Annotated in this window: 17 protein-coding genes; 13 read left to right on the top strand and 4 right to left on the bottom strand. The window is 39.2% G+C overall.

The annotated features are described in order from the left end of the window. Positions 1 to 279: 279 nt before the first annotated feature. The 6 genes from RCJ95_RS12000 (at position 280) to RCJ95_RS12025 (ending at position 5,927) form a co-directional block, all read left to right on the top strand. The gene (locus RCJ95_RS12000; RefSeq protein WP_257521906.1) at positions 280 to 978 is read left to right on the top strand and encodes a response regulator transcription factor; all 699 of its coding nucleotides are present in this window, start codon (positions 280 to 282) and stop codon (positions 976 to 978) included. Then, positions 975 to 2,423, top strand: a complete 1,449-nt coding sequence (locus RCJ95_RS12005; RefSeq protein ID WP_221683138.1) for a HAMP domain-containing sensor histidine kinase — start codon at positions 975 to 977, stop codon at positions 2,421 to 2,423. Before RCJ95_RS12000 ends, RCJ95_RS12005 begins: the two co-directional genes overlap by 4 nt. Next, a complete protein-coding gene (locus tag RCJ95_RS12010; protein WP_221683139.1) occupies positions 2,423 to 3,493 on the top strand; it encodes a LolA family protein in 1,071 nt (356 codons plus the stop codon). The genes RCJ95_RS12005 and RCJ95_RS12010 overlap by 1 nt, the downstream gene beginning before the upstream one ends. Before the next feature lie 9 nt (positions 3,494 to 3,502). Further along, positions 3,503 to 3,724: a hypothetical protein gene (locus tag RCJ95_RS12015; RefSeq protein WP_221683140.1), complete on the top strand. Its 222-nt coding sequence runs from the start codon at positions 3,503 to 3,505 to the stop codon at positions 3,722 to 3,724. A gap of 108 nt (positions 3,725 to 3,832) precedes the next feature. After that, entirely contained in the window at positions 3,833 to 4,048 is a 216-nt protein-coding gene (locus RCJ95_RS12020; protein WP_312129931.1) for a hypothetical protein, read from the top strand. Between the two features lie 103 nt (positions 4,049 to 4,151). Next, entirely contained in the window at positions 4,152 to 5,927 is a 1,776-nt protein-coding gene (locus RCJ95_RS12025) for a cation:proton antiporter (RefSeq protein ID WP_274772734.1), read from the top strand. Here the strand turns inward: RCJ95_RS12025 and RCJ95_RS12030 are convergent. Genes RCJ95_RS12030 through RCJ95_RS12040 form a run of 3 tightly spaced genes read right to left on the bottom strand, consistent with a single transcriptional unit; the run spans position 5,916 to position 7,091 of the window. Next, positions 5,916 to 6,275, bottom strand: coding sequence for a YrdB family protein (locus tag RCJ95_RS12030; protein WP_446722401.1), 360 nt, complete (start codon positions 6,273 to 6,275; stop codon positions 5,916 to 5,918). The two genes, RCJ95_RS12025 and RCJ95_RS12030, sit on opposite strands and share 12 nt — an antisense overlap. A 36-nt stretch (positions 6,276 to 6,311) precedes the next feature. Beyond that, complete coding sequence (locus RCJ95_RS12035) at positions 6,312 to 6,665, bottom strand: DUF4260 domain-containing protein (RefSeq protein ID WP_257521912.1); 354 nt, start codon at positions 6,663 to 6,665, stop codon at positions 6,312 to 6,314. Next, positions 6,666 to 7,091: a MerR family transcriptional regulator gene (locus RCJ95_RS12040; protein ID WP_312129929.1), complete on the bottom strand. Its 426-nt coding sequence runs from the start codon at positions 7,089 to 7,091 to the stop codon at positions 6,666 to 6,668. A gap of 123 nt (positions 7,092 to 7,214) precedes the next feature. On the opposite strand from RCJ95_RS12040, the gene RCJ95_RS12045 reads away from it, so the two are divergent. From RCJ95_RS12045 to RCJ95_RS12055, 3 genes are all read left to right on the top strand, one after another. After that, positions 7,215 to 7,721, top strand: a complete 507-nt coding sequence (locus RCJ95_RS12045; RefSeq protein WP_446722352.1) for a sigma-70 family RNA polymerase sigma factor — start codon at positions 7,215 to 7,217, stop codon at positions 7,719 to 7,721. Next, positions 7,714 to 8,904, top strand: a complete 1,191-nt coding sequence (locus RCJ95_RS12050; RefSeq protein WP_446722353.1) for a hypothetical protein — start codon at positions 7,714 to 7,716, stop codon at positions 8,902 to 8,904. The genes RCJ95_RS12045 and RCJ95_RS12050 overlap by 8 nt, the downstream gene beginning before the upstream one ends. Before the next feature lie 221 nt (positions 8,905 to 9,125). Then, positions 9,126 to 10,574 carry a tetratricopeptide repeat-containing diguanylate cyclase gene (locus tag RCJ95_RS12055; protein ID WP_221683148.1) on the top strand — a complete coding sequence of 483 codons (1,449 nt, stop codon included), beginning with the start codon at positions 9,126 to 9,128 and terminating at the stop codon, positions 10,572 to 10,574. A 51-nt stretch (positions 10,575 to 10,625) separates the two neighbouring features. On the opposite strand, the gene RCJ95_RS12060 is transcribed toward RCJ95_RS12055, so the two are convergent. Next, positions 10,626 to 11,174 (bottom strand): GNAT family N-acetyltransferase, encoded by a 549-nt coding sequence (locus tag RCJ95_RS12060; protein WP_257521915.1) that lies wholly within the window; start codon positions 11,172 to 11,174, stop codon positions 10,626 to 10,628. A 165-nt stretch (positions 11,175 to 11,339) separates the two neighbouring features. Between RCJ95_RS12060 and RCJ95_RS12065 the strand changes: the two genes are divergently transcribed. From RCJ95_RS12065 to RCJ95_RS12080, 4 genes are all read left to right on the top strand, one after another. Beyond that, positions 11,340 to 11,810, top strand: coding sequence for a DUF2975 domain-containing protein (locus RCJ95_RS12065; protein WP_221683150.1), 471 nt, complete (start codon positions 11,340 to 11,342; stop codon positions 11,808 to 11,810). A gap of 10 nt (positions 11,811 to 11,820) precedes the next feature. Beyond that, positions 11,821 to 12,042 (top strand): helix-turn-helix domain-containing protein, encoded by a 222-nt coding sequence (locus RCJ95_RS12070; RefSeq protein WP_004229042.1) that lies wholly within the window; start codon positions 11,821 to 11,823, stop codon positions 12,040 to 12,042. Between the two features lie 119 nt (positions 12,043 to 12,161). After that, complete coding sequence (locus RCJ95_RS12075; protein WP_257521916.1) at positions 12,162 to 12,812, top strand: TetR/AcrR family transcriptional regulator; 651 nt, start codon at positions 12,162 to 12,164, stop codon at positions 12,810 to 12,812. 56 nt (positions 12,813 to 12,868) lie between these two features. Next, positions 12,869 to 15,187 (top strand): ABC transporter permease, encoded by a 2,319-nt coding sequence (locus tag RCJ95_RS12080; protein WP_221683151.1) that lies wholly within the window; start codon positions 12,869 to 12,871, stop codon positions 15,185 to 15,187. Positions 15,188 to 15,190: the final 3 nt, after the last annotated feature.

Genomic DNA, 15,190 nt, shown 5'->3' on the forward strand with positions numbered 1-15,190 from the left:
TCGCTAAGGAATGCACAATCATAGTGCATTCCTTTTTTTTGGATAGAACCGGCAAAGTGAAGGATAGCCCGGTTAAAGTAGTGGATAGGAGCGGCAAAGTGAAGGATAGCCCCACAAAAGTGGCGGATAGCCCGGGCAGGAAGAAAAACTGCTTCGATGAAATCGGTAGCCTCCTCCCCTTGTGTAAAGTGCGGATACGCTCTAAGGTAATTATAAAGAAAGTGTAAAGTTCGGAGAAAATCGTTTTTTCCGTAGTAAGGTGAATACAGGAGGAAAATGATGAAGGAAAAGTTACTACTGATTGAGGATGATACAGCGATTGGACGCATTGTGAAGGATACGCTGGAGCAGGAGGGCTATTATGTGACATGGGCTACTACGGGCCTTGAGGGACTAGCAGATTTTCAAACGCAACCTTTCGATTTAGTGCTAGTGGATTGGATGCTGCCAGAAATGGATGGGTTAACGGTTTCTCAAAATATCCGTTGGGAGAGTGATGTGCCGATCCTAATGATGAGTGCCCGCAAGGAAGATGCGGATAAGGTGGAGGGCTTGCAGGGGGCAGACGATTATATCGCTAAACCATTTAGCTTAGAAGAATTAAAGGCACGAGTTGCCTCTCACCTTAGACGATGGCGACGCTACCACAAGCAAGACGTGATAGAAGAGCATACTGCCTATGCGAATGGATTAACAATAGATTGGCAACGAGAAATAGTATGTGTTTATCAGCAAGAAATTGCATTAACTCAAAAGGAGTTTGCTCTTGTTAGGCTGCTAGCTAAAAATCCGAGTCAAACCTTTACAAAAGAAGAACTGTATCAGCATATTTGGCAGCAAGCAACGTTAGAGGACACTCATACTGTCACAGTGCATATTAAGGCTTTGCGAGAAAAGCTCAAGGATTCTGTGAAAAACCCAAATTTCATTCAAACTGTGTGGGGTAAGGGCTACCGTTTTATTGGTGAACCATTATGAAAATAAAAGCGTGGTTACTAATTATGTTTTTTATTGTAATGGTATTACCCATAGTAGGGGCTTATAGCCTTTATGTGTGGATTAATGCTTATTACCAAGATAAAAATGTGGCGGAGTATTTTGACAAGTGGACAGAGCTAAATCAGGTAAAAGACGTCCTTGACAATCCAGTGCTTTATCAAAAAAATGCCGATTTTGAGGAAATAGAGGAACTTACCAATGAGCAGCTGGCGATTACCCTCTATACGAAATCTGGCTATGTTTTATATTCCTCCAACCCCTTGCTAACGGGCTATGTAGGGAAAGAGCGCATGTTAAATGGTTTATATGATTTACAGCAAGCATATAACGCCTTTACATACAAGGAGCCTGTATATCTAAAAGGTGATTTGCTTGGCATCTATGAAATTCAATTACTACGAACAGATTGGGTAAAGGGTGTAGAAAAGCGTTCGTGGCTCGTCATCGCAAGCACGATCCTGTTATTTTTTATCATTTATTTAACTGTCATCTTGTTGCTTCATCGGAAACTGAATCGGCCATTACGTGAACTGATGCAGCAAATGCGTAATTTTGCGAAAGGTCAGCAAGTTAAATCAAATCTAAGCGTAAGAAAAGATGAGATTGGGGCACTCGCCAAAACATTTGAGGCGATGCAGGATGAAATTGAAAAGACTCGGGCTTCTTTAAAAGCGGAACAACAGCAAAAAGAAATGATGATTGCAAGTATTTCCCATGATTTGAAAACACCCCTTACAGCCATCCAAGCCTATGCAGAATCTTTACAAAATAAAGGCTTGTCAGAACAGCAGGAGGCAGAATATCAGCAGGTCATCGTTACGAAGGCAGATCGGATGAAGCATATGCTAGAGGATTTAATGATGTTTACATTACTTCAATCAACGAACTATACATTAGAGCTCATTGCTGTGGATGGAGAAGAATTTTTTGACATGGCCCTGTCTGACTATGAACCTTTATGTGAGGAAGAAGGATTTACATTAAAAGTCTTCTGTGCCGTAGATGGGCTCTATGCTGTGCATCCTAAACAACTTCAGCGTGTTATTGATAATTTATTAAGCAATGCATGGCGTTATGGGGAAAAGGGGACAACAATCTGCTTAGCGGCAGTCAATGCTGGAAATGATCCCAAATGGGGCTTTGACTTCTTGAAGTCGGCTTTAAACAAACAAGAGGGTATGTATATAATTGTACAAAATCACGGAAGAGGTATACCACAGCAGGACATTGTAAAATTATTCGAGCCTATGTATCAAGCAGATTATGCGAGATCAAAGGCTGGTGAACGAGGAACAGGACTAGGCTTAAATATTACAAAACAAATTATTGAAAAACATGGTGGCACTATCGAATTGCTTTCTAGAGAGAACATTGGAACAGCGGTAATTTGCTGGCTACCACCTTATAAAGGAGTAAAAGAATGATGAATTGGAAAAAATCTTGCCAAGCAGCAGGCTTAATTGCTGTGATGACATTTAGTTTAGTGGGCTGTAATTCAGAGGCATCTTATACACCTCAGGAAATTATCGACCAAGCCCTTCAAGAATCGAAAGAGCCACTCACTTATTATGGCGAATATACGTTAGATATGGGAGAGCTAGGTGGTAAAGCTCAAGTGAAGGAATGGGTAAAGGATAGCAATAGACGGATAGAAATGACAGGTGATAATGGAGAACATGTTATCACAGTCAAAAATGACGCTAAAGTCATTAGCTATGATGTCACTGAAAAGACGGCTTACACAATGGATTATTCACAACACGAATTAGACGGCTTGCAATCACCTAAAGATCAGGTACAGCTTATTTTTAATATGGTTAAAGATACACATGATATCAAGATAGCAGGGGAAGAGAAGGTTGCAGGTAGAGATACGTATAAAATCGTCGCAAAAACGAAGAAAACGGAATCGTTATTTGGAGATATCGAAGCATGGATTGACAAAAAAACTTGGCTGACTTTAAAAATGAAGACAGATAGTGCAGGGACTCATATGATCACTGAGTATTCTAAGCTTAATTTTGGTGAAAAAATAGATGCTCAACAATTTACACTAGATCTACCAAAGGATGTAACGATTCAGGAAATTAGCGGACAGGACACTTCAGCATCCATTTCTTTGGACGACGTAAAGCAGCAGCTTGAAAAGTTTTTATTAGTGCCAGAAGTAAATGGTCTTACCTTAGACAACATATCCATGGTTAAAGGGATAGAGGATCGACCAGAATACTCTTTTGATTATAGCATAGACGGAGAGTTAGCTTTTTTTGTTACGATTTTTAAAGCAGATGCTAGCGTTGCAGATATTGGTCCCATTCTAAATGAAAAAGAAATCGATATTCGTGGACAAAAAGGCACAGTTATGGATGGTGAAAATTTCCGTTCCCTTGCTTGGCAAGAAAACGGCTACCAATATAGTATGGTTGGGCAAAATCCAGCATTAACAGTTGAGGATCTTTTAAGCTATGCGCAACAAATGACCGTTATACAATGAGGTGATACTATGAAAAAAGCGCAAGGACTAAAATGTCTGGCACTATTTTTATTTACCACTATTTTCCTTTATGGGGTAGGGGAAACATATGAGGTGTCTTGGCTACAATTTCATTTTACGGGACAATATCAGGACGTAGGCTTTTATTTCAGTTTTACATCCCTCATTCCAATAGTAATTGGATTATTAATGGTGGGTCTATATGAATCATTGTTAAAAAGATTCATCTAAATAATTAGGAGCAGGATCCGAGTGGTGATCCTGCTTTTTTTATGGTAGAAATATAGGTCATAGATTACAATATTTATATAAAGAGGATACTAATAGGAGGTTTCGTCAATGGCTACATTTCTACATGGCTTTGCTCAACAACTCATTTTCCCCTTGTTTATGATTTTATGCTTTTATTTCACATTAACTTATTTTCATCATCTCAAGACAGGCGATGACCGTGATATTAAGAATACAAAATGGGCAGCAGTGGTGTGTTTAGCTTTCGCTTTGCTTGCACCAGCTCTTTATAATGTGATTACGTTCATGATCATGATGAGGTAAAGTGATAATTTTGGCACAATACGTACATAATGTAAGGTAACAGGTTTAGTCATTCTAAAATGAGGGAATATACATTCATCCTAGGATATTGTAGGTGGTACATATGTTTGACAATTTACTATTTCAGTTACCTTTTATTATTTTTATCGGTTTGTTTTCACAGTGGTTAGCATGGCGATTTCGCATGCCTGCCATTGTCATTATGAGTATCGCTGGGCTCATTATTGGTCCGTTTACAGGGTTAGTGTCGCCAAAAGAGACATTTGGCCCTATTTTTCATACCATTATTTCTCTGGCCGTTGCCGTAATATTATTTGAAGGAAGTTTAAGCCTTGATTTTCGAGAAATACGTGGCTTTAAGAAGTCTATATTGCGTATTTCCACAGTAGGGGCAGCCATCGCTTGGATTGCAGGCTCTACTGCGGCGCATTTTGTTGCTGGGCTATCATGGCCAGTCTCTTTTGTCATTGGTGGATTATTTATTGTGACAGGTCCAACCGTTATTTTGCCTTTATTGAGACAGGCAAAATTGAAGGAGCGACCAGCAGCTATCTTAAAATGGGAAGGCATCGTTGTAGATCCATTTGGCGCGTTGTTAGCGCTATTTGCGTATCAGGTCGTTTTGGGCATATATCATTTAGAAGGTGGGACATCTCTTACCGTTTTCTTTGTTTCCGCCTTTTTAGCCGCCCTGTTAGGAGGGGGCGTCGGTTATGTAATGGGACAATGCTTGGAGCGTGGTTTGATTCCAGAGTTTTTGAAATCACCTTTGTTACTCGCTACTATTTTACTTGTTTTTGCCCTAAGCGATGCCATCATGCACGAAACGGGCTTATTGGCTGTGACAGTGATGGGGCTTGTGATGGCCAATATGCATTTAACAAGTCATCATGAGCTGTTGCATTTTAAAGAAAATATTTCGGTTATTTTAATTTCAAGTGTCTTTATCATGCTGACGTCGTCCTTAACCATCGATACGTTATGGCAAATCATTGATTGGCGTATGCTACTATTCGTACTAGCGATGATGTTTATTGTTCGACCGTTATCGATTTGGATTGCGACCATTAATACGGGCTTAACATTGGAAGAACGGGCCTTAATTGGGTGGATTGCACCGAGAGGGATTGTGGCATTAACCGTTTCAGGTTACTTTACAACGGCACTACAAGACGTAGGTTTTCAAAGTGCACAATTATTAACAGCGCTCACATTAGCACTTGTTTTTGCGACAGTGGTTGCTCATGGCTTTAGCATTGGCTGGCTTGCTAAAAAATTAGATCTACAAGCTTCCACAGGGAAGGGTATTGTGATTGTAGGCGCTTCTCCATTTACAACACAGCTCGCAACGTCCCTGCAAAATAACGGGATTGATGTGTTGATGATGGATCGTGCATGGGAAGATTTATCTGCTGCTCGACAAAATGGTATTAAGACAGAAACAGGTGATATTCTAAGCGAGCATACAGAATTTTATGTTGATTTAACTCCCTATGATCAACTAATTGTAGCGACAAAGCAGGACGCCTATAATGTCCTTGTTTGTGCAGACTTTGTTCCAGAATTAGGGCGTCTCAATATTTTTCAAACGGCTTTACATACTACAGACCCAAAAAATTACTCACGGAAGTACGGGGGACAGCTTCTTGTCGATGCACAACATGATATTCATCAGCTCAATGAACTGATAGAGCAAGGGGCACAACTTCGTCAAACGAAAATTACAGAAGTATTTACATGGAAGGATTATGTAGAACAAAATCCTCATGCCGTCTGGGTGTATGCTATAACACAGGATGGAGCTATCGTGTTGGATATGGTCAATAAATATGACGATATAAAACATGAACCGCATACTATCATTAGTTTAATTCGCTAAAATCGGCCGCCTGTTTGTGCAGGGCGGCTGTTTTTTTAGATGGTTTTTTTTATGCAAGTGAAAGGAGACTAGTTGACTGAAAATGACCATGCTTGCAAACACACTAGCAATGAGTGTTCTGCCTGTTTCATACAAAGCAAGAACAGCTAGCGTAAAGAGAGCAGCTTCTACTAGTTCATGCGTAAAGGGATTCAAGGGCACTCTTGCTTTTGGAGAGCCAAAAATACTCCATATTCCGATGATGAATAATGGTAATCCCACTCCAAGAAAGCATTTAATTAGGGGATTTGTTTCTATATAGGCACCCAGTTTCCAATAGCGAGTAGAACCCCCATTTCTACTAAAAATCGTAGTGTTAAATGGATAGCCATACTTTCCTCCTCATTACGCAATTTGCTGTAAATGTGTCTTCTTAAAAGCGTCCTCATATTTTAAACCATAGCCAAGTGCGCGATCTAAGAAAATATGTGCGAGCCAAATCAGGGCAGCCATCAGGAGTACTGGTGTAGTCGTTAGTAAACCAATCACCATCAACATGGCAGGTAGCACAAAGCTATGTCCCATATTATAGAAAAGAGCGCCTATTTTTGTATTGAGGAGATAGCCAACCATTGTAATGTCTGGTAGCAATAAAAACACAATAAAATAAAGCCATGGAAAATTTAGATGACCATAGAAAGAAACTGTGATGATGAAAGCAAGGATATATTCTATTGAGATGATTTTACGTAGTGACATTTAACCACGACCTTCCAGTAAATTTTGATACATATCCTCTATGAGTAAGGAAATTTTTTCTTGGTTTTCTTCGTATTGTCCGTCAGCCATTAACGTTTTTGTCAGTTGTAGCGAATGAAGCGCATGCTGGTAGAATTGTAGTTGCTGCTCAATCTGGGCAATCTTTGTGGAAAATAGCTGTACCGTTTCTTCATTACATGCTGTTGAAATAGGCTTTTGTTCGAGTGTCAGTAAATGTTTAATTTCTTGGAGCGTAAAGCCTAGCTGACGTAAAACGATAATAAACTTCATTGTATGTTCACACATGGCATCATACACACGGTAGCCATTGTCTTGTTTTTGCGGTTTTAAGAGTCCTTCTTTTTCATAATAGCGAACGGTATCCGTTGTTAATTGAAATTTCTCAGCGAATTGTTTAATTTTCATGTAAGTACCTCCTAAATTCATCCTAACATTGGAGTATGCTCCAAGGTCAAGATGCTTGAGGAAAAAAGTTAAAAAAATGAAACGGTCATTCAGTGGCAGTCGTTTATAGTGTAAGAAGGGGAGGTGGACGGCATACTTGAGGAAATGATCGAAGAACATGCAGCACATTTATTACGTCTCGCCTATTTTTATGTGAAGAACCGACAAACCGCAGAGGATATTGTGCAAGAGGTCCTTATTAAATTTTCTCAGCGTGGCTATGAAGAACGTGGGCAGTTGCGTGCGTATTTATCCACTCTAACGATTAATCAAAGCAAGGATTATTTAAAAAGCTGGCATTATAAGAAATTACTATTACAAGAAAAAATATTTCCTGTTCAGGGGAATAGACAACGAGATGCGCTCGTGGCAGCAGAGGAACGGTCTCACATTGGGGCAGCTATTTTAAAGCTTTCACTTACCTATCGGGAGCCCATTATCCTTTATTATTTTGAAGAAATGAAGATTCGTGATATTGCCCAGCTACTTGGCATTGCAGAGAATACGGTGAAAACAAGACTGAAGCGGGCAAGAGAAGCATTAAAGCCTCATCTGAAGCAGGAGGAATGGGAGGTGCTTAGACATGAATGAGATACAGAAGGAATTACTCAAAGTCGCTGGTGATATGACAGCAAGCAAAGAACGAGTCAAAAAACATGTACTACAACAGTCTATCAATAGAAGGAAGCCTTTTCGTTTCACCCTATTAACCGTCGTACTGACACTTTGTGTGGTGGGGTTTATGATGGTGCAGCTTCTTACGAACGAAACAGAGCAAACATCCTCACTATTTCATGAAAGACAGCTTGAGCATTTCGAACGTATTAATCGGCTAATGTGGCCAGGGAAAGAGCAGGAATTTTATAAAGAGGAAGCCTATCTATCGTATGAGAAGCTCGTTGCCGCCTACTATTTTGCGAAATCATTAGGGATTGATTATTCAAAGGCCGAGCTAGAGGTGGAGAGCAAGAAGCAAGTAGAACAGTTGGAAATGCTTTATCAAGCATCTGAATACGAAGCACTATTTCAGGGATTAGCACCGAAACAGTATGTTGAAACATATCTTGAGCCCCTTTTGCCAATGTATACAACAAGAACAAAGCTATATGCCCTCTATAAAGAAAAATATCCAACTTTTTATGCTTACCAAGAAGTAGCCAATATTGATGCCAATCGATATTTCCAAGCGCATTATACTGAGCAGGCAACAGCCTTTCAAAATGAGCATAACATCATATTACGGGCTAGTTCACATGGCTCTTCAATGGTCGGAACAGTTGCAAAGGTTGAATCGAATGTTTTTTTATTTATTGAAGGAGTGATTCCTGAGGACCTTGATCATATGACGGAAGAACAGCTTGCTGAAAAATATGAGCAGGCCAATTGGTATCCTGTGCTGGATGATTTTCCTGTCAAGCAGGGGGATTATATTACTTTAACTTCTATGGGAACAGGCAGTATAGAGGAAAACGGGGTCGTCAGAAAATATGGTTTATTATCTAAACTGGAAAAACTAGAGCCAATCAATATAAAAAGGCTTGAGCTAGAAAATAATAAAGAGGTTGCTCAGTTTTTACAGGATATCCCTTGGCAGCCCGCAAATTATATGAAAAGACCACCCGAATATTCATTTGAAGTAGAAGGCGTCCGTATTGAAATGTGGAAGGGCTATGGTGGTTCAATTTATCTCCAAAAGGCTGGTAGCGGAGAAATTCACCTTAGTGCCAATAGAGCGAAGGAATTAATAGCCATCCTAGGCATAGAAGAATCTTAACAAGTCTCTTGAAAGAGGCTTGTTTTTTATTTAGGGGAAAATTATAGTGAAAGTACCATGTTAAAATAACCTTTAATTGAATGTAGGATAAAATACACAGTGATTTTTATTATTAGGCTGAATTACTTAATGTTAAAAAAATAAATGAGTCCAAAGAATTGTAATATTTTAAGGGCGAAGGTAGTATTAAAGAAGTAAGGATGAAGAAAAGGAGGGGCGGAATGAACGCACAAGAATTTGAAGAACTATGGATTACGCTTAATGAGTTATATAACGCGGATCGTTTTTTAGAATATATAGAAATAAGTAGTGCCGCAATTGAAAGTGCCATAAAGCTTGAAATGTATGATAAGGCTATCCTTCTATTACGTTATAGCTGTGCCAGTTATTTTCAAACGGGTGATTTACAGCTTTCTATAAGTGTCCTTGAACAATATCGTGAGTTAACTTTTCAACATGGCAACGATATTGATTTAATTCAATATTACAATTTAGCAGCCATTTATTGGGGAACATTTGGTCATTTAAAGAAATCAGAAGAGTTGATGTTGAAAGGCTTAAAAATTGCTGAAGCAATCCAGCACGTGGAGAGCATGGGGAAAATCTATAATAACCTAAGCGACCTTGAAATATCCATGGGAAGCTATCGGACAGCTAAGGAATTTGCCTTAAAGAGTTTATATTATGCGAATGCGTTTGAAATGAAGCATAAAGAGCCTTATACAGGGATTATCCATCCAAAGACAAATCTAGCTGTGGCACTTATTTGGCTTGAAGAATTTGAAGAAGCTAATACGATATTACAAGAATTAATGGCAACGATTCATCATCCACCCTATTCGAAAGTACAACTTGAGGTCCTCAATGCCTATGCCTTTCTGTGTGAAAGACAGGGACGTATAAGTGAGGCCATCGATTTATATCAAAAGACAAAGCATTATGCTTTACAAAACAATGACCTCTCTCTACTTCAACTAATTTATAATTCTTTAGTGAAGCTCATTGAGGAGCAAGGCAATAAAATTGTATTATGTGCGATACAAAAGGAATATATTAATATTTTGTTAGAAATCCAGCGTGAAAACTATTCACATGTATTGTTTGAAATGGAATATAACGATCATAAGAAGCAGTTTGAAAAAAATGCCTATATTGATCCTCTGACGAATATTTACAATCGTCGCTATTTTGATGAACAGGCCAAAAAGATGGTCGAAAAGGCGGCTGAAAATCATCAGCAATTGGCCTTGATGATGGTGGATTTAGACCATTTTAAAGAAATCAATGACATGAATGGCCATTTATTTGGCGATGATGCTTTGACGAATACAGCCAAAACTTTACAGGACTATTTTCAGCCCTTTGAGTCTATTGTTGCTCGCTTTGGAGGGGATGAATTCATTGTGTTGAGTCAAGTAAAGGAAGGTGAATCAGTACAAACATTGGCTGACAACCTGTATCAAACCTTAACGGCACTATCACTAACAGTGAATAATCAAACTGTTCAGTTGGAATTTAGTATTGGTGTCAGTACGAATGATCATGGCAAAATTCAGAAAGTAGAGGAGCTTATCAAGCATGCGGATGAAGCGCTCTATAAGTCAAAGCGTAACGGCCGCAACCAAATTACGCACTATAATCATTATTGCGATGTGGGAAATGGTATTTAAAAGAGAGAGAGGCATATCTACTCGGAAAGTGCCTCTTTCGTAAAAGTGTTGCTAGTGTGATGGATTAAGCAAGCCATAAAACACAATATCTTCAAAAGTACCGTTTTTATAAATATGATCCTTTAATGTTCCCTCATAGTGCATGCCACATTTCTCCATAATTTTCCCTGAGGCAGGATTAGATTGGAAATACCGGGCATAAATACGATGATACTGTTTCTCCTGAAAGGCAAATTCAATAATCGCTTGAGCAGCTTCTGTTCCGTAGCCATTACCCCAATAGGGCTCTCCAATCCAATAAGCGATTTCTCCTCTTTGATGTTGGGATTGATTTGACAGTCCTATCGCTCCATATAATTGTCCACTTTGTTTGTCTGTTATCGCAAATTCGTAACTTCTATTTTCCTCAAAGTTTTGTTGATGTGTGGAAATCCATGATAATGCACATTCTAATGTATAAGGATAGGGTAAACTCAATGTGCTTTTATAGATCGCATAATTGTTACATAAAACACTTACTTCTTGTGCATCTGCTTGTGTAAAGAGTCGAAGTATTAAACGTGTCGTTTCTATCGTCTTTTCGGTTGGCGAATAAATCATCGAATACCCCCTTTTCAATGGTTGGATTGATTATAGCACAATAAAAAGCAAAGTAAACCAAATAATGGATATCTTATTAAATCTTGAATTGGAATAAAAATTTATTGAAAAACGATAAATTATGTGGTAAATTAAACAGGATAATAAATAAAAGAGGTGCGTAAGATGAAACGAGAAACGCTCTTTTTAAAGATAGCTGTTTTTCTAATAGGTATACCCGTTCTTGCCTTATGTGTATGGGTGGTGCCTCATGTTGCTTTAAATACAGTGGAGCATTCTCCCATTCTAACCATTGTTGCTTTAATTGGCGTCTATGCAACGGCTATTGCTTATTTTGTTGCGCTATTTACAACGATCAAGCTATTAAGCTATATTGACCAAAACATCGCATTTTCAGAGCTGTCAGTGAAAGCTTTAATTAAGATCAAATATTGTGCAATTCTTATTAGTAGTGTTTACGTGGTTGGCATGCCACTGATATACTATGCTGCGGAAGTAGACGATGCCCCAGGTCTTATACTTATTGGAATGGTCATTATTTTTGCTTCCTTTGTCGTGGCAGTCTTTGCTGCTGTGCTGCAAAAGCTTCTAAAAAATGCCATCGATATCAAATCAGAAAATGATCTAACGGTTTGAGGTGAATACTATGGCAATGATCATTAACATTGATGTAATGCTGGCGAAACGAAAAATGAGTGTTACAGAGCTTTCAGAAAAAGTTGGCATCACGATGGCGAACCTTTCGATTTTAAAAAACGGCAAGGCCAAAGCCATCCGCTTTTCAACATTAGAGGCTATTTGTGAGGCATTGGATTGCCAGCCTGGCGATATTTTGGAATATCGGAAGAACGAGGAACTACAAAAATAAGGATCTGCGTAAAGCAGATTCTTTTTTTTGTAGAAATTATTGCCAAATGAAGTCATCCTATGCTAGGATAAAGAATAGATATATCGACAGGCAGTCGGTCAATTATAAGGAGGTGTCTTATGAGGGAAATAAAAAAAGCGGAAGAACGCAGAAATGAAATATTAGATGCTGCGGATGAATTATTTGCACAGAAGGGATTTGATGGCACTAGTACGAGTAATATTTTGGAAAAAGTAGGCATTGCTCGAGGCACTCTCTATTATCATTTTAAATCTAAGGAAGATATTATGGATGCGCTCATTGAGCGTTATACAAGCACGATGCTAGCAAAGGCGAAAAACGTTGCAGCAGACAAGACTATAGCTGTAAATGAGCGGATATTGCGCGTTGTCATGGCATTGAATATGCAAAATGAACAGGGTGGACAGGAAATGATGGAGCATGTTCATAGGCCGCAAAATGCTTTGATGCACCGTAAAATACAGCAAGTGGTCATCAATCAAGTACCACCAATCCTCACTGCCATTATTCGTGAGGGCATTGAGCAAGGTATTTACCAAACGCCTTATCCCTATGAGTGTATGGAAATGATTATTGCTTATACCAATACGGTATTCGATGATGATCTCGTCTTGATGACAGATGAGGAAAGAGCTGCCCGTATTCCGGCATTGATTTTTAATATTGAAAGAATGCTAGGGGTGGAGAATGGTAGCTTATTGTATATGATGCAAATGTTTGGAGATAAGGAAGAAGGCAGTACGAACTAAGTTTTTTAGGTCTTGTTAGGTTTGATGGCGGTTAACAATATACAAAGAGGTGACTTATGTATTGGAAAATTGTTCGAAATGATATGGCAAATAGCAAGCTAATTACAGGTATGACCATGCTATTTGTGGCGGTAGCAGCTTTACTTGTCACACTATCAGCAATACTTATTGTCCATTTGACAAGTGCAATTGACACGCTGATGAAACAAGCAGAAACGTCTCATTTTCTTCAGATGCATGCAGGGGAAATCGATCAAGTGCGGCTGACTGAATTTGCAGAGCAAAATAAATATGTAGATGAATATCAAATGAATGAATTTCTAAATGTGGAGGGCACGAAGATCAATATTGCGGGTACCACCTTGGCACATAGTGTGCAGGACAATGGTTTCAGCACACAAAGTGAGAAATTTGATTATTTACTTGATCTTGATGGTCATGTGATTGAAGTGGCAAATGGTGATATTTATGTACCTGTAAGCTATTGGAAGGACGGCATCGCTGACTTGGGGGATACTGTCATCGTTCATGATCAAACCTTTACAATAGCTGGATTTCTAAGGGATTCACAGATGAACTCTATGCTGGCTTCCTCCAAACGCTTTCTTGTCAGTGAACAAGATTATGCAGCAATCCAGGAAGCGGGAACAGTTGAATATTTAATTGAGTTTCGTTTGAAAAATTTGGCGGATTTAAAGAAGTTTGAAGAGGCCTATACAAGTGCAGGGCTAGAAGCAAACGGACCAACCATTACTTATAAGCTTTTTCAAATGCTGAATGCCATATCAGATGGACTTATGATTGCTGTTATCTTACTCATCAGTGTCCTTGTAGTCGCTATTGCTTTTATGTGTATTCGATTTACATTGCTCACTAAAATAGAAGAGGATTATAGAGAAATCGGTGTGATGAAAGCAATTGGCCTACGAGTGGCAGATATACAGAAAATGTATCTAGCCAAATATGGCGTTATAGCTGTGATTGGTTGTATGCTCGGTTTTGCCTGTTCCTTCTTCCTTCGAGATATTCTATTAGAAAATATCCGTCTGTTCATGGGAGAAACGGACAAAGTTTCACTCATTTGGTTGTTCACGGGTCTGGGATTGTTGCTCGTATTTTTCGTGATTATGGGCTATGTACGATCGGTACTCAAACAGTTTCGCAAGCTATCAGCCACGCAGGCGATGCGTTTTGGCACAACACAAGGAAAAGTGCAGCATACAAAATTATTGAACCTTAGCGCCAATAAAAGACTACCGATCAATCTTTTTCTTGGCATGAAGGATGTATTATCACGAAAAACACTTTATGCGACAATGCTCGCAGTATTAGTATTGGCAACATTTATTATTATCGTGCCTCAAAACTTACACAACACAATTGCAGCTAAAAGCTTTATTACGTATATGGGTATTGGGAACAGTGACATCCGAATTGATATCCCACAAGGCAAGCAAAATGAACAACAGGTGGCAGCGGTGAAGGATATGCTTGAGCATGACACAGCCATTAAGAATTATACTGTTTTGACAACAAAAAAATTCACAACGATTGCCGAGGACGGAACAGCGCAAAACCTAAAAATAGAGCTGGGTGACCATACGATATTCCCCTTAGAATATGCACACGGAGAGGCTCCAGTCGCTCCTAATGAAGTGGCACTTTCGGTGCTCAATGCAGAGGAGCTTCAAAAAAAGGTTGGCGATAGTTTAGCAGTAGTCATTAATGGAGAGAAGAAAAATTTGAGGGTCAGCGGTATTTATTCAGATATTACCAATGGCGGCAAGACTGCTAAGGCAGCTTTCTCTGACCAGTCTACGGATAGCATGTGGAGTGTCATCTATAGTACGATGGCTAATCCATCGCTTGTTGCAGATAAACGGGCGGAATATGCAAAAACCTTCTCGTTTGCCAAGGTGTCAGGTATTGATGATTATATTCATCAAACTTTTGGCACGACGATTCATGCCATCGAAAAGGCAGCTCGTGCAGCACTCGTCATTGCCTTATTGCTGTGTGTGCTCGTGACATTATTATTTATAAATATGCTGATTGCGAAGGATCAAGCACCCATCGCTATTATGAAGGCATTAGGATTCACGAATGTCGATATAGCTACACAATATGCAGCACGTTCGATTTTTGTATTACTGCTTGCCATCTCGATGGGGACGTTGCTCGCAAACACGTTAGGTGAATATTTAACTAGTACGGTCATTGCCTCATTCGGGGCGGCATCATTTGATTTTATGATTAATCCACTAGCAGCTTATGTTTTTTGCCCACTAGCGCTTACAAGCGTTGTACTGCTAGCTACGCTAATTGGTACGTCAAGGGCAGGGCAGGTAAAAATTATTGAGCATATAAAGGAGTAGAAC

The organism is Lysinibacillus sp. BSL11 (assembly GCF_052928325.1).